General features: G+C 42.7%; 17 protein-coding genes. 6 read left to right on the top strand and 11 right to left on the bottom strand.

What is annotated here, in order from left to right:
* Positions 1–19 precede the first annotated feature (19 nt).
* Positions 20–361, bottom strand: a complete 342-nt coding sequence (locus HMPREF0999_RS16745; protein WP_009276441.1) for a hypothetical protein — start codon at positions 359–361, stop codon at positions 20–22.
* Between the two features lie 217 nt (positions 362–578).
* On the opposite strand from HMPREF0999_RS16745, the gene rpsA reads away from it, so the two are divergent.
* A complete protein-coding gene (gene rpsA, locus HMPREF0999_RS16740; protein WP_005861137.1) occupies positions 579–2369 on the top strand; it encodes a 30S ribosomal protein S1 in 1791 nt (596 codons plus the stop codon).
* A gap of 82 nt (positions 2370–2451) precedes the next feature.
* Here rpsA and HMPREF0999_RS16735 read toward each other — a convergent pair whose 3' ends face one another.
* The gene (locus tag HMPREF0999_RS16735) at positions 2452–2694 is read right to left on the bottom strand and encodes a hypothetical protein (RefSeq protein ID WP_008780667.1); all 243 of its coding nucleotides are present in this window, start codon (positions 2692–2694) and stop codon (positions 2452–2454) included.
* A gap of 178 nt (positions 2695–2872) precedes the next feature.
* Between HMPREF0999_RS16735 and HMPREF0999_RS16730 the strand changes: the two genes are divergently transcribed.
* The 3 genes from HMPREF0999_RS16730 to HMPREF0999_RS16720 all read left to right on the top strand — a co-directional run bounded on the left by HMPREF0999_RS16730 (position 2873) and on the right by HMPREF0999_RS16720 (position 5058).
* The gene (locus HMPREF0999_RS16730; protein WP_005866716.1) at positions 2873–3520 is read left to right on the top strand and encodes an HAD family hydrolase; all 648 of its coding nucleotides are present in this window, start codon (positions 2873–2875) and stop codon (positions 3518–3520) included.
* A 345-nt stretch (positions 3521–3865) separates the two neighbouring features.
* Positions 3866–4786 carry an AraC family transcriptional regulator gene (locus HMPREF0999_RS16725; protein WP_005866714.1) on the top strand — a complete coding sequence of 307 codons (921 nt, stop codon included), beginning with the start codon at positions 3866–3868 and terminating at the stop codon, positions 4784–4786.
* Complete coding sequence (locus HMPREF0999_RS16720) at positions 4783–5058, top strand: HU family DNA-binding protein (protein ID WP_005861129.1); 276 nt, start codon at positions 4783–4785, stop codon at positions 5056–5058. The genes HMPREF0999_RS16725 and HMPREF0999_RS16720 overlap by 4 nt, the downstream gene beginning before the upstream one ends.
* A gap of 80 nt (positions 5059–5138) precedes the next feature.
* Here the strand turns inward: HMPREF0999_RS16720 and HMPREF0999_RS16715 are convergent, their stop codons facing one another.
* The 3 genes from HMPREF0999_RS16715 to HMPREF0999_RS16705 form a co-directional block, all read right to left on the bottom strand.
* Positions 5139–6233: a sugar phosphate isomerase/epimerase family protein gene (locus HMPREF0999_RS16715; RefSeq protein ID WP_009276440.1), complete on the bottom strand. Its 1095-nt coding sequence runs from the start codon at positions 6231–6233 to the stop codon at positions 5139–5141.
* A 46-nt stretch (positions 6234–6279) separates the two neighbouring features.
* Positions 6280–7749, bottom strand: coding sequence for a Gfo/Idh/MocA family protein (locus tag HMPREF0999_RS16710; protein WP_010185273.1), 1470 nt, complete (start codon positions 7747–7749; stop codon positions 6280–6282).
* 445 nt (positions 7750–8194) lie between these two features.
* The gene (locus HMPREF0999_RS16705; protein WP_009276438.1) at positions 8195–10885 is read right to left on the bottom strand and encodes a LamG-like jellyroll fold domain-containing protein; all 2691 of its coding nucleotides are present in this window, start codon (positions 10883–10885) and stop codon (positions 8195–8197) included.
* A gap of 71 nt (positions 10886–10956) precedes the next feature.
* Here HMPREF0999_RS16705 and HMPREF0999_RS16700 point away from each other — a divergent pair, with 71 nt between their 5' ends.
* Positions 10957–11481 (top strand): GNAT family N-acetyltransferase, encoded by a 525-nt coding sequence (locus HMPREF0999_RS16700; RefSeq protein ID WP_009276437.1) that lies wholly within the window; start codon positions 10957–10959, stop codon positions 11479–11481.
* Between the two features lie 74 nt (positions 11482–11555).
* On the opposite strand, the gene HMPREF0999_RS16695 is transcribed toward HMPREF0999_RS16700, so the two are convergent.
* From HMPREF0999_RS16695 to HMPREF0999_RS16670, 6 genes are all read right to left on the bottom strand, one after another.
* Positions 11556–12038, bottom strand: a complete 483-nt coding sequence (locus HMPREF0999_RS16695) for a hypothetical protein (RefSeq protein ID WP_005861117.1) — start codon at positions 12036–12038, stop codon at positions 11556–11558.
* A 6-nt stretch (positions 12039–12044) separates the two neighbouring features.
* Positions 12045–12740: a histidine phosphatase family protein gene (locus HMPREF0999_RS16690; protein WP_008773916.1), complete on the bottom strand. Its 696-nt coding sequence runs from the start codon at positions 12738–12740 to the stop codon at positions 12045–12047.
* The gene (locus tag HMPREF0999_RS16685) at positions 12716–13384 is read right to left on the bottom strand and encodes an AAA family ATPase (protein WP_009276436.1); all 669 of its coding nucleotides are present in this window, start codon (positions 13382–13384) and stop codon (positions 12716–12718) included. Before HMPREF0999_RS16685 ends, HMPREF0999_RS16690 begins: the two co-directional genes overlap by 25 nt.
* Positions 13362–14183, bottom strand: coding sequence for a manno-octulosonate cytidylyltransferase (locus tag HMPREF0999_RS16680; RefSeq protein WP_005861112.1), 822 nt, complete (start codon positions 14181–14183; stop codon positions 13362–13364). The genes HMPREF0999_RS16685 and HMPREF0999_RS16680 overlap by 23 nt, the downstream gene beginning before the upstream one ends.
* Before the next feature lie 11 nt (positions 14184–14194).
* On the bottom strand, positions 14195–15454 hold the full coding sequence (locus HMPREF0999_RS16675) for a sialidase family protein (protein WP_009276435.1): 1260 nt from the start codon (positions 15452–15454) through the stop codon (positions 14195–14197).
* Between the two features lie 223 nt (positions 15455–15677).
* Positions 15678–19199 carry a DUF6383 domain-containing protein gene (locus HMPREF0999_RS16670; RefSeq protein ID WP_005861108.1) on the bottom strand — a complete coding sequence of 1174 codons (3522 nt, stop codon included), beginning with the start codon at positions 19197–19199 and terminating at the stop codon, positions 15678–15680.
* A 1040-nt stretch (positions 19200–20239) separates the two neighbouring features.
* Between HMPREF0999_RS16670 and HMPREF0999_RS16665 the strand changes: the two genes are divergently transcribed.
* Positions 20240–21157: an Rpn family recombination-promoting nuclease/putative transposase gene (locus tag HMPREF0999_RS16665; protein ID WP_005861106.1), complete on the top strand. Its 918-nt coding sequence runs from the start codon at positions 20240–20242 to the stop codon at positions 21155–21157.
* Positions 21158–21250 lie beyond the last annotated feature (93 nt).

Here is a 21250-nt window from a genome sequence, read left to right as displayed (position 1 = left end):
AATAAATGATCATACTGTTTCAAGAGCGCCCCCGACTCGGACAAACGTTAATAGCAGGGTAATAACGACTCAAGCCAGCCATCGCATCGTATACGATCCCGATGGAATCCAAAGGCATCGCGATATCGATTATCTCTTTCAACGCTGGTACCTCCTCCGGCAATTGCCAGTACAAGCCGATTAATTCTTTAAGAAGGGGTATCTTATCCTGAGGTTTTTGGATACACGATAAAGATTGGCGTATGCTATCCGCACGAAATTTACTCACGGCATTCTGCGCACTTGCGCTCACCGCAAACAAAATCCACACTATTCCTATAAAAGTATTGACGCTGGACTTTCTTAAAAATCCTCTACTCATTGATTTATCGCTTACAATTCGCAAACTTACAAAATAAATATCAATAAAAATCAACAGTTTTCCGTAATTACAGCCAACACGGCCCAATTGAATGTTTTTACCCCTCAAAACTCTTGTCAATCAGAAAAAAAGCATTACCTTTGCCCCGATTTTTGAGAGATGACAACATAAAGTCTAACTTACTAATTAAAACAAACTTAGTATTAACAATTAAAGAATGGAAAATTTAAAAAACATCCAGCCGGTTGAAGATTTCAACTGGGACGCTTTCGAGCAAGGCGAGACTTACACCGAAGTAAGCAAGGACGATCTTGTAAAAACGTATGACGAGACCCTGAACACGGTAAAAGACAAAGAAGTGGTTATGGGTACCGTTACTTCTATGAACAAACGTGAGGTTGTTGTAAACATCGGTTTCAAATCTGACGGTGTTGTTCCTATGTCCGAGTTCCGTTATAACCCGGATTTAAAGATTGGTGACGAGGTAGAGGTTTACATCGAGAGCCAAGAAGACAAAAAAGGACAATTGATCCTTTCACACAAGAAAGCACGCGCTACACGTTCTTGGGATCGTGTTAACGAGGCTCTTGAAAAAGACGAAATTATCAAAGGTTACATCAAATGTCGTACGAAGGGCGGTATGATCGTTGACGTATTCGGTATCGAAGCGTTCTTGCCGGGTTCTCAGATCGATGTGAAGCCGATCCGCGACTACGATGTATTTGTAGGTAAGACTATGGAATTCAAGATTGTTAAGATCAATCAAGAATTCAAGAATGTTGTTGTATCTCACAAGGCTCTTATCGAGGCTGAGTTGGAACAACAGAAGAAAGATATCATCTCCAAATTGGAGAAAGGACAGGTATTGGAAGGAACTGTCAAGAACATCACTTCTTACGGTGTATTCATCGACTTGGGTGGCGTAGACGGTTTGATCCACATCACAGACCTTTCTTGGGGACGTGTTTCTCATCCGGAAGAAATCGTTCAGCTTGACCAGAAGATCAATGTTGTTATCTTGGACTTCGACGACGAGAAGAAACGTATCGCTCTTGGCTTGAAGCAATTGACTCCGCACCCATGGGATGCTTTGGATACGAACTTGAAGGTTGGTGACAAGGTTAAGGGTAAAGTTGTCGTTATGGCTGACTATGGCGCGTTCATCGAGATCGCTCCGGGCGTAGAAGGTTTGATCCACGTTTCAGAGATGTCTTGGACACAGCACTTGCGTTCCGCTCAAGACTTCATGAAGGTTGGTGACGAGATCGAGGCCGTAATCTTGACTTTGGATCGTGACGAGCGTAAGATGTCTCTTGGTATCAAGCAATTGAAGGCTGATCCTTGGGAAAACATCGAGGAGCGCTTCCCGGTAGGTTCTCGTCATGCGGCTAAGGTTCGTAACTTCACAAACTTCGGTGTATTCGTAGAAATCGAGGAAGGTGTTGACGGCTTGATCCACATCTCTGACTTGTCTTGGACGAAGAAGATCAAACATCCGTCTGAATTCACTCAGATCGGAGCAGAGATCGAGGTTCAAGTATTGGAAATCGATAAGGAAAACCGTCGCTTAAGCTTAGGCCACAAGCAATTGGAAGAGAATCCTTGGGATGTATTCGAGACAATCTTCACGGTTGGTTCTATCCACGAAGGTACAATCATCGAAGTATTGGATAAGGGTGCCGTTATCTCTTTGCCTTACGGCGTAGAAGGTTTCGCTACTCCGAAGCATCTTGTAAAAGAAGATGGTTCTCAAGCTCAAGTAGATGAGAAACTTTCATTCAAGGTAATCGAGTTCAACAAGGAAGCTAAACGTATCATCCTTTCTCACAGCCGCATCTTTGAAGATGAGCAAAAAGGCGCTAAGGCAACTTCTGAAAAGAAGGCTTCCTCAAAACGTGGCGGTAAAAAAGAAGAGGAATCTGGAATGGTAACCGGTCCGGTTGAAAAGACTACATTAGGTGACATCGAGGAATTGGCAGCTTTGAAAGAAAAACTTTCTGGTAAGTAATTGATCCTTCTTTGAGATATAATAAAAGGAGATATCTGATTCAGGTATCTCCTTTTTCTATGTTATTCCTACTGCGGCTTATTTAAGAAAAGCATTCTTCCGTGACACGTGTCTCACATGGCTCGGAAATACCCAACAAATCATTGATCTCCTTTCTTTTCTCTAAATCCGTAAAATAAGCCTCTACAACTTTATAAAGATCAAAACCTCCCGTAGAACCGGCTGCCAAGTTTAGTGACTCGACTAATTTACCTGTAGCTTTATGAATCTCAGCTTGTTTCAGCAAATGAAATTCATTCCCGTGAATTAATTGATTCTTTCCCATGATGTTCCAATTTTAGGTTATACAATATATTACAAAGGATTTCTATTCCTGTCCTAAAGATACAAATATCTTATATATGACCTAATACTTTTATCTATTTTTAAATCGGTTCATCTATTTTATCAGTCGAAAGGGAAAGTATATCTCTACATTCCATTAATTTTGCCAGAAAACTAAAATGAAAAAGTTAGTAATATTCGATCTTGACGGAACATTATTAAATACGATCGCGGATTTAGCCCATAGCACGAACCATGCGTTGCGGCAAAACGGCTTTCCGACACATGACGTAAAGGAGTATAACTTCTTCGTAGGAAACGGCATCAACAAATTATTCGAACGTGCGTTACCCGAAGGTGAAAAGACGGAAGAGAATATACTAAAGGTAAGGGAAGAGTTCTTGAAGCATTACGATCTGCATAACACAGATCGCAGCGTTCCCTACCCCGGTATCCCTGAGTTATTAGCCTTGTTGCAGGAAAGAGGGATAAAACTGGCGGTCGCTTCTAATAAATATCAAGCCGCTACCCGTAAGCTCATCGCCCATTTCTTCCCTTCCATACAATTTACGGAGGTTCTCGGACAGCGTGAAGGAGTAAAGGCGAAGCCAGATCCCAGTATCGTCAATGAGATCGTAGAACGAGCGAGCATATCCAAAGAGAACGCTCTTTATGTTGGTGACTCGGACGTAGACATGCAAACCGCCATCAACAGCGAAGTGACCTCCTGTGGGGTAACATGGGGGTTTCGCCCTCGTACGGAATTAGAGAAATACGCACCCGATCATATAGCGGAAAAGGCAGAAGATATACTCAAGTTTATCTAAAAGACGACCTAAGCCTGCCGTGCGAGGCAATCCTTCCCGTTCTTGTCTCGCACGCTTGTCCTTAACCTGAATTACTAATATTTCCTAACACATATTCCATCCAGCTCGCACAGCCCTTAGAATACAAGTTATCCCTAACATCACCTCAACCGTATTTGCAAAAAAGTATTAGACCTACAAACAAAAACATCCAATAGCGGTTATTTTTCAAGGTATCATTTAAACCAAACTTTAAAAAACGCCAAAACGAGACCTATATTTCTGTAATATTATACCAAACAACCACTAGATAAATATAGTAAAAGACGAAGTTATAATTTTACATAAGAAACATAGACAAAAAGAATGTCGGGAAATATTAAAAAAATAGTTGAGCCGAATAGTGGTATTGATTATTCTTTGGAGAAGGACTTCAAGATCTTTACACTTTCCAAAGAACTCCCTATTACCACTTACCCTTCTTATATAAGATTAGGGATTGTCATCTATTGTGTAAAAGGAAACGCTAAAATTGATATCTATTCCAACAAGCACATTATAACCCCTAAAGAGCTCATCATCATCTTGCCGGGGCAATTGGTCGCATTAACGGACGTTAGCGTAGATTTCCAAATCAGATATTTCACGATCACGGAATCCTTTTATACTGATATATTAAGCGGTATCAGTCGTTTCTCGCCACATTTCTTTTTCTATATGAGGCAACATTACTATTTCAAGATGGAAGACGTGGAAACTCTTTCCTTTGTAGACTTCTTTGAATTACTTATAAGAAAAGCCGTCGATCCGGAAAACCAGTATCGAAGAGAGTCGGTTATACTCTTACTTCGCATATTATTCCTTGATATATATAACCATTATAAAGTCAATTCTTTAGACAGTACGGCAACGATAGATGTACACAAGAAAGAACTGACCCACAAATTTTTTCAATTGGTCATGAGTAATTACAAAGTGAACAGAAGCGTGACGTTCTACGCGAACTCTCTATGCATCACCCCTAAATACTTGACCATGGTTGTTAAGGAGGTAAGCGGCAAATCCGCCAAAGATTGGATTACGGAATATATGATCCTAGAATTAAAAGGATTACTCACCAACTCTACCTTGAATATCCAAGAGATTGTTGAGAAGACGCAGTTCTCGAACCAATCTTCGTTGGGACGCTTCTTTCGGAGGCACACGGGCTTATCGCCTTTGCAATACAGGAAAAAATATTTAACAACAGAGCAAAGAACAAACTTCTCAAAAAATAATACGATATGAATAAAAGTCAGCTAATCGAGGAATTATCGAAAAGAGTCGGTAATGACAAAGAAGAAATCCGGTACATATTGGAAGAACTGAATAACATCATCTTAGAGAAAACGAGAGCCGGAGAAAAGGTATGTATACAGGGTTTCGGTGTTTATACTCCCCGCTTGCAGACAAGCAGGTTGGCTAGAAACCCGAAAAGCGGAGAGACTTTAATGTTGATCCCCAGAACCATTGTCCATTTTAAGTGCGCGCCCAATTTGCTGAAAGAGATCAATAAATGAAAAATAAAGGGTCGGCTCCATCAGGAACCGGCCCTTTCGTTATACCTATTAATGACATACCAAAGACAACATTCTATAATCTACATCAATATTTGTCGAGCATATTTCACGCAAGTGCCTACCTCTTTCACGGAGTCAGACCAAGGCTTGATATCATATTCCAGTTCTATATCGCAATAGATAGGCCATTTCTCTTGTTTGATCAACAAGAGCACGTCTTCCAACGGCATCTCCCCTTGTCCCCATACTTGATTCGTATTCGGCTGGTCCCCTGTCGTAGGCCCCGTCTTATCTTTCAAGTGGATACTATAGATCCGATCATGATATTTCTTGATCATCTCATTCGGATGGATACCTGTAGAGCCAAAGAAGTGGCCCGCGTCAAAATTCAACATAATAGAAGGAGAGACCGCTAAGATCGGATCGCAACTAAAGCCTTCTTCGGCATATTGCATATGATTATGGAAAGCCATATACATCCCATGCTTCTCGGCAAATGGAGCGACTCTTTTCGCCGTCTCCAAATTAATCTCGTCCGTCACGGCTTTAGCGCCCATGGCCTTGGCTACCTTGAACGCATAATCGATTTCCTCGTCCGAACCCATACGGGAAGGTTCCATCTTCACGATATGCGCCGATATTCCTGCTTCGTTCAATAACTTACGGGCACCTTCCACCTTCGATAGATCCAGCCCGAGACGCCACGCTTTCACCTCTTCCTTATATTTATCGATCTCAGCCTGCTGCTCCGGAGTAAACTTCGGGGGACCCATCCGACGAGGAGCCGCAGGTTTCTCACCCGGTTTCGCCGCGGGTTGAGGAGCTTGCTGACGGAAGAATTTCATCATCGGATTCTCCGGAGCTCCTAAATAAGCTTCCAGATCACCTCCCATCAACTCGATGGAACTGATATTCGCCTCTTGGCAATACTTGATGATATTCTCCAATCCACCCGGCATGGAACGCCAACTATAAGTGATCGTGCCGATTTGCACGCCACCGAACTTCGAGTTAACCTTGCCTGCCTCCGCCGCCGTATCAACCGGAGCGGGAGCCGCCACACTCTTCCCCGTACAAGAGAAAGCACTCGGAAGGAAAGACGCGGCCGCCAAAGCAGCGACCGATCTTCCTAGAAACTCACGTCTGGACTGACCATTGTTCACATCTTTATTCATAACCATTCAATTTATAAATTAATCTTAACCCTTAGAAGAAAGTCCCTTACAGGCTCCAGCCTTTACGATACTCATAGTGGAAATAATCGTTCGCTTCCGGACAATTCGTGATTCTCATATTCTCTGCGTCATATTCCAACGTAAGATCCAACCGTTGCGCAGCGACAGCGACATTCGTCAGCAACATAATCTCCGTCAATTTAGCGGATACCTCAAAATCATTAGCGGCTTTGCGACCTTCCTTTATCGCCTCGATAAAATCCACATAAATATTACTCGGTCGCTTTAATGTCTTCGCCGGAGCTACGAACCCCGGTCTTTCCGGTATCAGTTGCGGCTCCGCTCCATGGGTACCATGCATGATCAGACCTTTATCGCCTATATAAAGCGCTTCCCTTAACTGGCGGTTCGGTTCCAACTCCGCCGGACGAGCCGGTTTTATACCCCCATCACTCCAAGTTACCTTTACCGGAGGCATATTCCCACGAGCCGGGAACTCATACGTCACGCATTCCGATTGTGGCAGATAGTCCTTATTGTAAGGGGTGGAAGTAGCTTGTATTTTCGTGGGCATACCCAAATTAAGCGCCCAAATCGGAGCGTCGAAGGTATGAGCTCCCATATCCCCCATAGCGCCTGTACCGTAATCCCATAATCCACGCCAAGCGAAATGAAGCATCTCCGGATTATAAGGTTTATCAGGGGCCGGACCCAACCATACGTCATAGTTAAGATTAGACGGTATATCCACTCCCGCCGGACGATCAAAATAACCTTGGCGCCACATCGGACGGTTTGTCCACAAATGAACTTCCCTTACGTCACCGATCACACCACCTTGAATCCATTCGACCGTCTGCATAGTCCCTTCAATATTATGCCCTTGGTTACCCATCTGGGTAACAACACCGGTTTGCTTTGCCAGATCCCTCAAAAAGCGGGTCTCATAAATCGTCTTAGCCATCGGCTTTTCTACAAATACATGCTTACCTGCTTTCATCGCATAAGCGGCAATAACCGCATGGGTGTGGTCCGGAGTACCGATCAATACCGCATCGATCTCTTTCTCCTTGTCGATCATTTCCCGGAAATCGGTATACTTCTTCGCTTTCGGGTATCCCGCTAAGATATGTCCGGAGTAATCGTGGTCTACATCACATAGCGCATAAATATTCGCATGCTTAAACGATTGTTTCTCCGCATCTCCCATTTGCACAGGATTATCCGACGCTCTTCGTTCCCGTCTGGGTGGCTGGATGCCCGCATAAGGTTGCATCAGCATACCGCCTCCACCAAAAGATCTCCTTTTAATAGGTACATCCGGAGTAGCGATATTCTGTATATCGCCACCACCTTGGCTACCCACACCGATACCGGCCAAATTGACCATATCGCTAGGTGCCGTATAGCCCGGTCCACCCAAAACGGAACGAGGTACGATTGTAAACGCCGCCGCTGCAGCTACTGTACCTAAGAACTCCCTACGTGTGAAGTTCACCGAATTCTTGTCAGACATAGTGTTACTCATAGTATTAAATTTAAAGTCGAAAAAAAAATATATATAGTAAAACACAACTTCGCTTCCTCGTGCGAAACAACGAGAGCGAATATAGGGAGGAGCAGTAAACCATGAGTTAACGAACGCTAAACAAGGCATTAACCTAGGGCTAATTTAAGGCAAATTTCATATCCGCACAAAGCATAATTCACGCAATAACAGCGACATAAATAAATCAAGAAATATTTATAAAAATCTTCGATAAGTCAGAGGCATAGCACCTGCCTCCCTATTCGAAAGGATCGCTATCAGTGGGGTGCATACATTTGTCACTGTAATGCCAGAGGAGTGCCACACGGATGGCACAGGCATGCCATAACGGTGGCACGGTCTTGCCACAACGATGGCACAGGTGTGACAATAGCGATGGCACAGTCTGCCAATGAGCAGGCACACTATAATATTACTGGGGAGATTGCTGACTCATCAGCGAAGACGGTACGACCTGCTCAAAAGAAGAGGTGAAAGCCTCGCCATACATCTCTTGGTATAAAGCGCAAAAGCGGTCGTACACGTAACGGGCCAATTTGAAGTTGTTCTGGTAAATCAAGGCTTTGATCTTATAGAGCAAAGCCTCCTCGTTGCAAGGATCGTTCAGAAGGATCTGGTCTGCTATCTGGATCACCCGATCCGCCTCATCCTCGATCGAGTAAGTGTCGATAAAGCGAGACAAGACATCCACCGTACTATTACAGATATAACTTTTAAAATCATCCATCCAATCAAACGATTCCCCTTTGAACACTTCTCCTTTGCTGATAATATCATAGAAATATTCAAAGTCCGGCTGAGTCCGTACCCGTTTATCTTTCAGCCAATCCAAACAAGCCAAATAATCGCAATAGACATCTTCCGAAAGCTGGAGAATATATCGATTCGCGTTAAATAGGACCTCGACCGTATCGATACGTTCCAATATCTTCCGGAGTTTCAATATAGATACGCTTCGAAGGCTCTTCGTACTTTTCGAGGGGTTGTCATTCCCCCAAATCATCCGTGTCAAGTCCTTGCTCGATATTCCGAAACCTCCACGGGAAGAGTGAAGCATAATCAAGATAAACAGCTGTTTTAATTTGGGGGTAAATAGAGAGGTTATATCATTTCCATCCCGGTCCAACACATAGAACTCTCCAAACAATCGGATATAATTGCGCAGAACCGGAACCTTCTCGATCTCCTCCGGCATCTCTTGCGAAGAACGATCCGGCTCCTCGATTCCGTCCTCGATTCCCTCCTCCGCAACCGTTCCCGCATCAGCCTCATCCTGCCTTGGCTTTTCTTTCACCTTCCGATAGCCTAGATAAGCTATCGAGACCAGAACCATCAAAATCAACCCAATTCCAAGGACATCCAACCAAGTAATCGCATTCGATATATGTAAATCTAATAACTGGTTGCTCAATCCCAATATCTCCTTATCGCTCAACACACGAGACCAAATACAAAGATTATCCAGCACACCCACGAAGTTCGAGGACTGGCTGAAATTCACGAAACCGACATATAAGCTATCACTACCCAGATAAGCCGGACGATCAAAAGAGATCGCGTCCAGTTTTCCATTTACGAATATAGCCTGCTCCCCATTCCGCTTATTATACCGCCATACGACATTATACCATTTGCCCGGCTCGATCTCCGTGTTACCAACCAGATCGTTGTTAAAGAATCCCATATACGGTTTCCGATTCCGTATCAACAGATGCAACGCTTGTTGATAAGTACTGTTCTTAGCTCCCAGAATACAATAATCCTCCTTCTCCGGCAGGTACTTAGGTATTTTCAACCAAACGCCGACAGTGAAATCATGATCCCGCATATGAAGTTCCGAAGCGGTCGGCAAATCCACACGGGCCTGATTCTCCAAGGAAGCGACCTGCCCCCGTATAGGGTCCTGAATAAACTCGACATTCCTAGATACCGTGAGATTATGATTGGACGAACCATCTTTCTCATCGCCCTCAAACGGTAAATAAATCTCTATATCCTCGTCAATCCGCAAAGGTCTAGCCTTAAAATCGCCGGCGAAAGCCTTCCTTTGGGTACCGGAGACATAAACCGTAGCCGGCTCTATCCGATAGCCCGGAGAGATCGGCGAAAGCATCAACTCGGCTCCGGGCTCTAGCGGAAAGCAATATTTACCCGTCGTATAATTAGACATCCCATCCCAATTCACGTAGTTAAGCAGCTCATTGTTATTCGTAACCGCGCCGTAGATGATATCGAAATTCCGAAAAGTAACCAACGAGACATCCAACCATGCGTAATACTTATCTACCAAGATAAAATTGGGAACCCTTCCATCCCGGATCCACGCTCTTTTAAACGATTCAATTAAATAGGGCGTCTGCCGGGCTAAAGCCGAGATATCATTGCTATTCCCCCGGGAAGTCTCCAAGAACTTATATCCGGTAAATAAAGACAAATTCTTTTTCAGCCGCTCATCAAAACTCTCAACCCCTTCCGGTTGGTTTCCCCAATCAGCGTCCGTATGCTCCACGAAATCCCTCATATTATGCAACCATGAAGGACTGTTCAAATGTTTCTGAACCTCGAAAACGACCAGTCGCTTTCCGGAACTCAACATATCCTTCAGGGATGGCCATCCGTTTTTCGTATCATACTCAAGTACATACTCCATCAAGCCTATTTCCTTAAAAGAGGATTCCAGCTCCGTCTCTACATAGAAATCAAGGAAAAGCGTCATAACCTTAGTGGAGTCCGCATCCAAGGCCGTCTTAATGGCTTCCAATGACTCACTAAAAGGGGTAAACGTACCATCAGGTTTCCTTAGTAACAATACATTTGTCTCCGTATCCCGCTTCAAATAGAAATAAAAGCCTTCGATCTGCTTCCGCAACAACTCGTCCAAAGAAAGTTTTTCCGGGGAATTGGAGGATAGACAAGAATAATTAGATAGGATGTAGACGCTCTCGTTATATAAAAGACCGGCCTCTACATCCTCTTGACGTTGAGAAACCAGACGTTGTGCCGAAAGTAATTCCGGCATAGTGATTATAAGGCTAACAATTAAACATATATAACGAAACCACGCTATCATCGTATACAATATCTTAATTATAAGATCATCCAAAAATAAAGCTTTAATATGACATGACAATGTTTTTAGATTATTATCTTCGCATCAAAATAAAGCGAAGTCATATGGACATACTAGAAATAACGCAAAAGCAAGATCCTCTCTATCCTACCTTTGAGCAAATATATACGGCAAGTTTCCCTCTATTTGAGCAACGAACAGAAGAACAACAAGAACAGGCCTTCCAATCTCCCAACTATCATCTAGTGGCTTATCTGAAAGATAACCTCTTTATCGGCTTTATCTCATACTGGGATTTTAGCACCTATGTATATATCGAACATTTCGCCATTCATGAGAACTTTAGGGGACAAGGATACGGCGGTTTATTGCTGGAGGATTTTAATAAACGCCTGAATAAGATCATCTTATTAGAGATCGATCCTATTACGGATGAAATTTCCTCCAAGCGATTAAAGTTCTATAAAAAATGCGGCTTCTTCGAAAACCGTTACAACCATTTCCATCCCCCTTACAGAAACAACTATCGAGGGCATGCGTTAATCATCCTGACTACAGAGAGGCAAATCACTGAGGATGAGTATATTCAATTCGGTTTCGATTTGCGGAATATCGTCATGGCGAATTAAGAAATAAATATAAAAGCCCCGATCGTTTCTTCGATCAAGGCTTTATTAAATCACCAAAAGCCGAAAATAATGAACTAAGGAGGACAACACCCTTCCTTTCGTAAATTTTCGCATACATCCCGAATAACCGCATATGGCTTTTTATCATAGCCACTGTCAAAAAACTTTTCCATGGCTTCGACTGTATCCAGATAAAGCCATGCTCCTTTCTTCAAGCAAATCAATCTTACGAAACGTGCCTCTATCAGTTTCTCTAACTTCATATAGGCTAAAGTATCATAAAAATATTTCACCAAACGTCTCGCCTCGTCATACTCAAAGGCTTTCGGCAAATTATTTTTCATATCACTCTCCCATTGTTCCAACCGATATACCCCCCGCTTTATATCTTTCAATTTACGTAAAGCCAATTTCATGTCCTCCTTCGCATATTGCGAGATAAAGAACAGATACATATCCGAGGTATTTTTAGTGGTAGCCTGTCTTAAAGCATAAAGAGACAAAAGCACACTTAATACACTAACTACCAAAGCTGTTATATTCCATATATCTTCCATGATTTATCATTTAAAAAGTTTATAAGCCTTTATTCCCCAATCCGTACACCTCCAATGATCACCCACACAATCGAATATACAAACCCCACCTGTCGGAACCTTAATATCATGAGTCGCACAGAAATCCTCATAATTCCCCAGAATATAGGGGGAGAAACGCATCACTCCATTGGAAGATACTAGCAGCCAAGTCTCACCATCAGGTATACTAGCCGCCAAATCCTGCCAACCGCTTATCAGTTTCTCTACATCTACGTTCCATCCTAACGGTACCACGGCCTTCTCATTCCATTGGGCGATCACGGAAAGTCCCCTCTCCACGATCCGATCTTCCGTTAGGTCTTTCCGGTCCATTCCCTCCTTTTCTAAATAGAGAGATCCCAAACGTTTTATTACATGATCTTCTACCATATTCTCATCCGGCCCATAATCAATCTCTTTAAGACGTAAGTCTTGAATGATAGGCAAATCCACATTCATTTCCTCCAAGATATAGTTAGCGGTCTCCAATGTGCGTTTTAAGGGGGCCGAAATCACCTTGTCGATCACAATCCCCTTTTCACGTAAATAACGTCCCGCAGATCTAGCTCGTTCCTCCTCTACCAGAGGCAAATCAGTTCTAGCTCCAACCCGAGTCGGAGTCTCTCCCGCACGAAACGTATTACCATGCCGTACGATCACAAGTTTTCTACATTTTTCCATGGTTGTATTAATTTAAAGTCATCTACTATTTTTTGATATTCAGGTAACAAATCTATCAAGCAATCCCAACGTTTTTTTACTTGCTCCTCCGGGAAAAAACGATTCCTCCGAGCCAATCTTTTGATAACCATTTCTGGTGTCGCATCGATGCACACCATATGAATCCGATATCCAAGACTCTTTATCTTCTTATACAAATCCACATGTTCTCTCAACGCATTACTATGTTCAAATAAAATAGGCCACCCATTCCTCAATCCCAACAAAAGAAGACGGTAACCTAAAAAACGAGCAGGAAGTTCCCAACGTAAGAACGCTTTCTCCCTATCTAGCGAGCAATCCGCTTGATACCCGGATAATGCCTCCATAATAGCGTCGAAAGCGATATGCAAACAAGGTCCATTCTCTGATAGCCATTCCTCCGCCCAATACGATTTACCGGATGCGGGTATACCACATATATTCAAGAATAAGGGTGATTCCGATGCCCGTATATCCACCTTTTGGCTGTCTACCCAACAGGCAAATTCCATCCATACCGGACCAGCCTCACAGCCAGGAGGTAGAACTTCCTCCAAAGTATGGTAAGGAAATAAAATAGAATCTACGATTCCATCTAAGTCACGAAAGATCGAACTCTCCATATTTCTCAAGTATTTCCTCAACCCGTTTGACATCTTCCGGGGAATCAACCCCGCTTGTTGTCTCACGTCCCCGATAATCAACGTCTACGACCCTCATTTTGATGCCATTCTCTAAGAAACGCATCTGTTCCAATCCTTCTATATAAGAGCGTTCATACACAGACGGAGGTAATGAGAAATAAGACTCGAAGGCTCGACCGCTATACGCATATAAACCCACATGCCGCCTGACAGGGCTTTTAGGCAAAAGATCCCTAGCCTGATCCTCCTTACGGATAGCGGGTATGGTTTGTTTCGAGAAAGCTAAGGCATATCCCAGCCGATCCACCAATACCGTCGTGCCGGAATAAGGGGTTTCCTTTTTCATCGCCAGTAATTGATCGTATTCGCTCCATCCCAACAAGACCGAGGCGGTAAGGACATCCGCCTTCTCCTTTCTCCATGTATCGATCAGATCTTGCAATATCCAAGGAGGACACGTGGGATTATCGCCTTGCAGATTTATTATCAGTCCGGGATTGGTGTCCTGTTTCCTTACCGCCTCATAGCAACGTTCCGTACCACTTTTACAATTCGTGGAAGTCATCATCACCGGAATCTCCCGGGATTCGCAAAACAAGACGATGCGCTCATCATCCGTAGCTACCAAATAAGAACAAGACTCATTTTTGCGACATACAAAATCCGCTATATCCGAGACCCGTTTTATCATCTCTATACCTTTAATCTTAACCAAAGGCTTACCCGGCAACCGGCTTGAACCATATCGAGCCGGTATTACAATCAGTACTTTTTCCATAATCACTTCATTTAATAGATTAACATTCTAAACCGTTTAATTTTATAATATGTAATACAATCAGAGTATTGAGGGTCCTTTGTATGATCATCCGCCGCACGGCAAACCACGTGCATATCCTCACCTACGATACATAACGAAGGATAATTTCTTGAATATAATTCATTCCCTTGGCAAGCGATCATCCCAGCCATACACCAGTCCACACAATTCTTCGAGAATAATAATTGTAAACGATGCCTCTCATTATTCGGGAGTCCATACCGGGAAGTCTCAGGTAATGAGCTTATCGTCCGCATAGAATCGAAAGATTGATTGGATGCCATCCAATACAACCGGGATATCTCATCATACACTATAAAGAATTTCAAATGGCCACCGGGAAAGGGCAAGAAAAGCAAGGTCTGTCCGGAAGGAGTCTCTTGAAAGCCGGTTACCATCTGGCCGTTCTTATCTTCCCTCACTTTTAATAAACAAGCGTATCCAATCCCTCCGGTATGCGCACGAAGAAACATATGGAACGTTTTCCCTTCCGGATCATACCAAATATGATGTTTATCCTTTATTTGAACCACTTGAGCCTCCAGCCATCCAGTGGGCGCATTAAAACGACCGGGAGCCAATTCTAGCGGCTTATTGGTCAATGACTCGTAAAAAGGAATGCCAACCCCTTCCGGGAAATGTACTTTATCCCTGAAAACAAAAGGATCGGAACGTCGCCAAGAAGACGCATCCAGTAAATCATCGTGAATATAGCAAGATAGCAAGGTAGGGCTCAAACCCGCCACATTCCAGCCTTCTATCTCCGAGTTATAAAAACGCTGTTCCATCGCCAAGTAAACCCGCTCGTTAGCGAAAAGAACATTACAGGCAGAAGAATGCCATTTCTCACCTTGGGAGAGAAACGAGGGAACGCTCCACGTATTCCCATCATCTTCCGAGCATATAATACATAAATCGCCTGCGTTTCCTATGATATATATCTTTTCCCCTATACAAAAAGGGCGGGCATGCCAAAAATTAAAATCCGAGATAAAACACCAACTAGCGCCTTGGTCGTCCGATACAAAAATCTTACCGATACCTAACCGTCTTGTCCTTTCCGTATACAGCTGCGAAGAAGCATAGATTTCTTTTACCCCCTTGCCGCCCAAGTCGAAAGTCACGACCAAGCGTCCCGTCGAAGTCACGGTGATTCCGGGAGTATAACAATAAATGTCTTCCGGACTAATTGATTTATAGATCAATGTTTCTTGAGTAGATATAAGCATAGCACGAGATTTAAGAGTACAAAAAAAGGTCACGACATTTCTTCACAGAAGTTCTCGTGACCTGAGCTTTTAATTTATTACTTTAGTATTAATACTCCCGCATGTTCTACCATCGCGGTGTACTTGAAGAATCTATCTCCACACGGGAATTTCAGAATTATAAATATCTTCTTAAAGGAAGAGATGGGGGAATCCCCATCTCTTGACCTATCTATTTGTTTAATTATTTAACAACCACTTTAACAGCTTCCTCACCATCAACAGCTACAGCTACGATACCGGCAGGTACGGTAATTGTTGCGTTATCAGATGTAAGAACCGTCTCAGCGACTACCTTACCTAAGATGTTAGAGATAACTACTGATTTACCAGCGGCGCCTTGGATAGTTACAGTACCATTACCAGCTACTACAGATACACCTTCAACATTGTTGATGTTATCATTAGATGTAACCATATCTTCTTCATCCTTCTGAGCGACATTAAAGATTAATGCGCCATCACCATTGGTCTTTGCGGAAGAGAACTGTGAATTGATATCTGTCAGTACCAAACAACCATTATGCATTTTCAACCATGCGGCAGCATATGTCGGAGCGATAGCACGATCAGCGTCACCATTTACGGTTCTATAATTTTGATCTTTCTCGCCATAAACATTAGACTCGAACAAGAATGCGTTCTCTGCACCTTCTTCTGTTACGGCACCAGCCTTATCCGGGTTAATATAACGGAATGACCAAGTTACATTCTTATGTTTGTCACCAACCAAGTCTACGATGAAGTTTTCCAGCTTAGCTTTCTTATAGTTAGCGATGATTGTCGCCGTATCTAACTTAGCCGGTTCTACATTCTCGAAACCATTTGTCAATACGAACAAGCTGTCACCAGCATGGATAGCCTTAACAAAACCTACACGGGTATAGCTGCTATTAGCACTAGAATTCGTTGTGAACATATAAGGATTAACCTTAGCCTCTCTATCGATGAACGCTTGGGCAGAGTCTGAGAAGTTAACCAAGTATTTGCCATAAGCGAAGCCAGCACGACCATGTTGAGCATGAACACACTTAGAAGGATCTGTTGTAATGTTACCGTTAGCGTCAACGTGAGGACCAGCCTCTGTACAAGGAACTGTCTCAACACCCTCTTGGTCGTCACGAGCCACGGAGATCAAATATTGAGGTTTGATATTTCCAAGACCACGATTCAACCAAGCCGTATCAATACGGAACGCTAATTTACCCTCAGCCTTATCCTTATTCCAGATACCAGCGTAATCAACAGTTTCCGTAGTCAAGTTCGGGTTCCACTCATCCATTAAGTACTCATTACGAACGCTCTCAACGAATGTCAAGCTATCAGGACCGTCATTTACATTCTCACCTAGAGCGGCGTTGTTGAAGCGACGATACAAAGGAGAATCATCCATTGCTACGGCAAAAGCAGATGTACGAATCTCTTGATTGCTATAGAATTTATCATCCAAAGAGCCACGAGTCAAATCCAACGTATTGTCGTCAACAGAGACCTTCACTGAAGCGTAATTTCTAGAGGCATATTGAGCAGCTCCTACTTTCTTCAACGCAATCTTACCATTAACATTCTGATAAGTATAGTAGTCTACCTTACTATTATCATCTACCAATCGTTGGCCGTCTTTATCATACATCGCTACAGCAACAATATCAGAAGAACCCGGATAAGCCAAATAAGAGGTTCCGCCAACAGTCACATAAGTAGCAGATCCTCCCTCCGGAGTATATTGCTCCTCGATAGTCATTGCATCTGCGACAGCCATACCCTTACACCATTCTGGATACCATGCCTGTGCTTGCGCCTGTGTCATAGATGTATTAAGCAAATTAGCCTCAACCAAAGTATAATATTCTTTTCCTTCGATATCATTATTCTCTTTCAAGAAATAATCAGTAGGATAAGTCTTCATCATATACTTCTTCGTTGTCCCGTCATAAGTCAAATAACGGCCTTTTCCGTCCGTGATACGGTAAACATTTCTTACCAAACCATCGCCATAACCATACTTATCGTCTTTAACAACCACTTGTAAGCGGAAACTTGCTTTAGCTCCAGTCTCATCTACACGTACAATAGAATCCTTCCCTGACGGAACATTAAGATATTTATCTAATGCCAATCCATGCAAATAGTTAAACAGATAAGTTTGAACCTTAGCTTCATTTTCTGATACATACTTATATCCCAGTTTAGCATCCTTTACAAGATCCTCGTCAACTTTAATAAAGCTAACCGTATCCTTTTGGTTTCCATTAAAATAGAATACCTCATTAGCACTACCCTCTACTGCGAATAATTGCATATCAGAAGGAATTTGATAAGAAGTCTTATAGCTATCATCAGAGAACTCACGGTTCGTAATTGAGATCGGCGCAATAGAAGATGTACCTTTCTTCTCTACTACCCATTGAGCAGCCGGCATATGCTTGAACTCTTGGTTACGAGCTTGAGCAGCCCAACCGAAATAACCAGCCAAATTAGCGAATACATAAGAACCTACCTTTTCTGTATTGTAAGAACCACCAGCCTTATACTGGATCAAGTATACACCAGAAGGAATCGTAGTTAATGTAAGGCTACTATAGTCAGCAGAAGTCTTAACCGTAATATTCTGTGAAGCAAAGGTAGGAGTACCACCATCCGTCTCATTCGTATTCAGTGTCAACACATTCGTACCGTCCAATTTAGCCATGTAGATGTACTTGTCAGATCTTGTCGTTACAGTTTTTCCTTGATTAGACCAATAAGAATTATTATTATTGTCTTTGATATCCTTCGCAAACTGCTCGTCAGTTTGACCCGATGCTTTCACTAATTTATCCGCAACTTCCGCTACTTGAACATAGAGTTTGTCTTCTTTCACATTATAAGTGAACTTGAACTTATAAGAACCAGTCAAGCGATTGTCTGCGTTTAATACGTCATAGGTATATTTCAACAACTGACCGCTAGTCTCAGTTCCTTCATAATAAGCCGTATCGACAACTACATACAATTGTTTGTCATCCGCCTTTTTGTCCTTAGCTTTCAATTGAACATAACCACTACCAGCACTAACCGCTTGAAGTCCTGTCGCTGTCAAATGATTCGCCTTGCCTTTTGACACTTCAGGGTCCATATTCAACGCAAAATAATTGTCTTTAGAATCAACAGACCACATCAATGTATTTAAATCATCTGCACTTATTGGAATAGGAGTGCTTATTACATCTTCTGTAACAGCCAAAGCAGCAGACAAGTCCGCAATCTTACCTTTGTTCAGGGCACCCGTATTATCAAAGAAAACGATTGAGTCCGATTTGAAGTAAGAATACATGTGGTTACTAGCATCGAATGCCCATTCAGAAACCGTACCACTGCCTAATGTCACATCACCAGAAAGACCGTTGGTCGCGGTTTTCGCCAAAGTAGGATCAACAGCCAATGTCATTCCTGTCACCTTATTTACGAAGGTGTAGACAACAGCTCCAGAAGTAGTCTTTGTTGAAACTTTCCAAGTACCGGCAACAACTTCATTCAAATCGCTAGTGTTAAGTGAGCCGTACACAAGTTTGCCATAATCAGCAGAAGTCTTATCTGTCTCAGCGGACAAATAACTACTTCCGCTCTTCAGCAAATAAGATTTGCCATTCTCCATCGCAGCATTGACAGAGAACGCAGATGCCAGCATTACACCGGCAAGAAGCGTAGAAATCTTTTTGTTCATAATAAATAAATTAATATTAATACTAGTGTTTATTAAGATAATCAACTTGTTAGACTAATTGAAAATCGTCGTTTGCCATTAAAAACGACTAGTCTAAACGATCGTCTAAATCTTGCGTTTTTTGAGCGTCGAAACGGGAGGTTTGTTGAAGGAATCGCTTGTTTCGTGAAGGATAACCTATCCTATTGATAAGAAAGAGAATAAGCGATAAAAAAATCGTCTGGAAGGGTTGCAAGTATCGAAGAAACGCGTACCTTTGCAAATGACTAAAAGAATCGATCGTTTAAACTAGTCGTTTCTATACTAGAAAAGCATTTATTAATCATACAAACTTTACTATCATATACTAATGTACATGCGTACATTGTATATCTATATCAAAGTAACACTTTGACATTTTGTATTCTTAACTCCCGGAGAATCGACTTTTTCAGGCTCACCCGATAAATAGTGAGGATAATCTCGCAATGTACTTTTATCTACACTTCAATTTGTTTATCACACGTTTCACGTCGGCCAACTTGCTTTATGTCAGTGATATGTTGTGAAGGATGTGAAAGGGAGCGCAGAGATGCCTACGAAGAGTTGTTACCGTTGAGCCTTTCTATTTAATACAAACATTATCGGCAGTAGCTTGCTCTATCTGCCCATGAAATCGTTTCACGGTTGTGATACAATCTTTTCACCTATGCGAAACGATTGTATCACGTAGGTGAAAAGATCTCTTCACGAATATGAAATGATCAGATCGTGTAGTGCCTAGCCATACTATCCCTTGGTGGAATATACATTCAAGAAAATTATCCCCACGATTTATCGGCTGATCCGGTATTTAAAGTAGTTACATTATGCCTCTCAAAAAACACGTACGAGTTTTTCGAAAAACATGTACGTGTTTCCGAAAAAACTCGTACGTGTTTTCTTAAAAGCTAAAACGAAGCCTATCCTATTAAAAAAGTAGTATCTTTACAACCGGAAGACAGGGTGCCCCGTCTTATTATACTATTATTCATTATTAATCACTAAAACCTATAAACACTATGGGAAAATTTATCAATCCCTTCACCGATTTCGGCTTCAAGCATATATTCGGTAGGGAAATGGACAAGGACATTTTAATTGAGTTCCTGAACGACCTCCTCGAAGGGGAGCATACGATCAAGGACTTGAGAATCATGAACAATGAGCGATTGCCCGAGACAGAGCAAGGTAGGAAAGTCATCTTTGACATCCATTGCGAGACCGACAAAGGCGAGCGGATCATAATCGAGATGCAGAACAGGGAACAGCCCCACTTCAAAGACAGGGCCTTGTATTACCTCTCGCACTCGGTGGTGGAACAGGGGATAAAGGGAACATGGGACTATGAGCTGGCGGCCGTGTACGGTGTCTTCTTCTTGAACTTCACGCTGGATGAGAAGAACAGGCCAAACAATAACAGGAACGAAGGAAAGTTCCGAAGGGACATCGTGCTGGCGGACCGAGAGACCGGACAGGTATTCAACCCCAAGTTCCGCCAGATCTATATTGAGCTTCCTCGATTCAACAAAGAGGAGGAAGAATGCGAGACTGATTTTGAACGTTGGATTTATGTACTAAAGCATATGGACACATTAGACAGAATGCCATTCAAGGCACGCAAGGCCATATTCGAGCGACTGGAGCGCATCGGATCGATGGCAAACCTCACCCCCAAACAACGGGCGCAGTACGAGGCGGAGTGGAAGATGTATAATGATTATTATAACACCTTGGACTTCGCCGTCGAGAAAGGCATGAAAAAAGGGATGGAAGAAGGCATGGAAAAAGGATTGCAAAAAGGAAAAGCCGAAGGAAAAGCTGAAGGACGACAGGAAGAGAAACACTCCATAGCACTTAATCTTAAGAAATTAGGAGTTAGTATAGAGCAAATCGCCTTTGCCACCGGCCTCTCCATAGAAGAAATAGAGAAACTATAATAATCTGAGACCTTTCGCCTGATCAACAACTGATTAGGCGAAAGGACAACTCCCACCCCTCACACCCCAACCATTGTTCGCAAATTATTGTTA

The sequence above is a fragment of the Parabacteroides sp. D25 genome (genome assembly GCF_000307475.1).
In the GTDB taxonomy this organism is placed as follows: Bacteria; Bacteroidota; Bacteroidia; order Bacteroidales; family Tannerellaceae; genus Parabacteroides; species Parabacteroides distasonis.
Note: the sequence above shows the minus strand (reverse complement) of the source record. Positions and strands in the feature narration are given on the sequence as shown.

Excerpts from the sequence above, each read along its gene's own strand:
- HMPREF0999_RS16745 (WP_009276441.1), bottom strand. The coding sequence starts at position 361 with ATGAGTAGAGGATTTTTAAGAAAGTCCAGCGTCAATACTTTTATAGGA.
- rpsA (WP_005861137.1), top strand. The coding sequence starts at position 579 with ATGGAAAATTTAAAAAACATCCAGCCGGTTGAAGATTTCAACTGGGAC.
- HMPREF0999_RS16735 (WP_008780667.1), bottom strand. The coding sequence starts at position 2,694 with ATGGGAAAGAATCAATTAATTCACGGGAATGAATTTCATTTGCTGAAA.
- HMPREF0999_RS16730 (WP_005866716.1), top strand. The coding sequence starts at position 2,873 with ATGAAAAAGTTAGTAATATTCGATCTTGACGGAACATTATTAAATACG.
- HMPREF0999_RS16725 (WP_005866714.1), top strand. The coding sequence starts at position 3,866 with ATGTCGGGAAATATTAAAAAAATAGTTGAGCCGAATAGTGGTATTGAT.
- HMPREF0999_RS16720 (WP_005861129.1), top strand. The coding sequence starts at position 4,783 with ATGAATAAAAGTCAGCTAATCGAGGAATTATCGAAAAGAGTCGGTAAT.
- HMPREF0999_RS16715 (WP_009276440.1), bottom strand. The coding sequence starts at position 6,233 with ATGAATAAAGATGTGAACAATGGTCAGTCCAGACGTGAGTTTCTAGGA.
- HMPREF0999_RS16710 (WP_010185273.1), bottom strand. The coding sequence starts at position 7,749 with ATGTCTGACAAGAATTCGGTGAACTTCACACGTAGGGAGTTCTTAGGT.
- HMPREF0999_RS16700 (WP_009276437.1), top strand. The coding sequence starts at position 10,957 with ATGGACATACTAGAAATAACGCAAAAGCAAGATCCTCTCTATCCTACC.
- HMPREF0999_RS16695 (WP_005861117.1), bottom strand. The coding sequence starts at position 12,038 with ATGGAAGATATATGGAATATAACAGCTTTGGTAGTTAGTGTATTAAGT.
- HMPREF0999_RS16690 (WP_008773916.1), bottom strand. The coding sequence starts at position 12,740 with ATGGAAAAATGTAGAAAACTTGTGATCGTACGGCATGGTAATACGTTT.
- HMPREF0999_RS16685 (WP_009276436.1), bottom strand. The coding sequence starts at position 13,384 with ATGGAGAGTTCGATCTTTCGTGACTTAGATGGAATCGTAGATTCTATT.
- HMPREF0999_RS16680 (WP_005861112.1), bottom strand. The coding sequence starts at position 14,183 with ATGGAAAAAGTACTGATTGTAATACCGGCTCGATATGGTTCAAGCCGG.
- HMPREF0999_RS16675 (WP_009276435.1), bottom strand. The coding sequence starts at position 15,454 with ATGCTTATATCTACTCAAGAAACATTGATCTATAAATCAATTAGTCCG.
- HMPREF0999_RS16670 (WP_005861108.1), bottom strand. The coding sequence starts at position 19,199 with ATGAACAAAAAGATTTCTACGCTTCTTGCCGGTGTAATGCTGGCATCT.
- HMPREF0999_RS16665 (WP_005861106.1), top strand. The coding sequence starts at position 20,240 with ATGGGAAAATTTATCAATCCCTTCACCGATTTCGGCTTCAAGCATATA.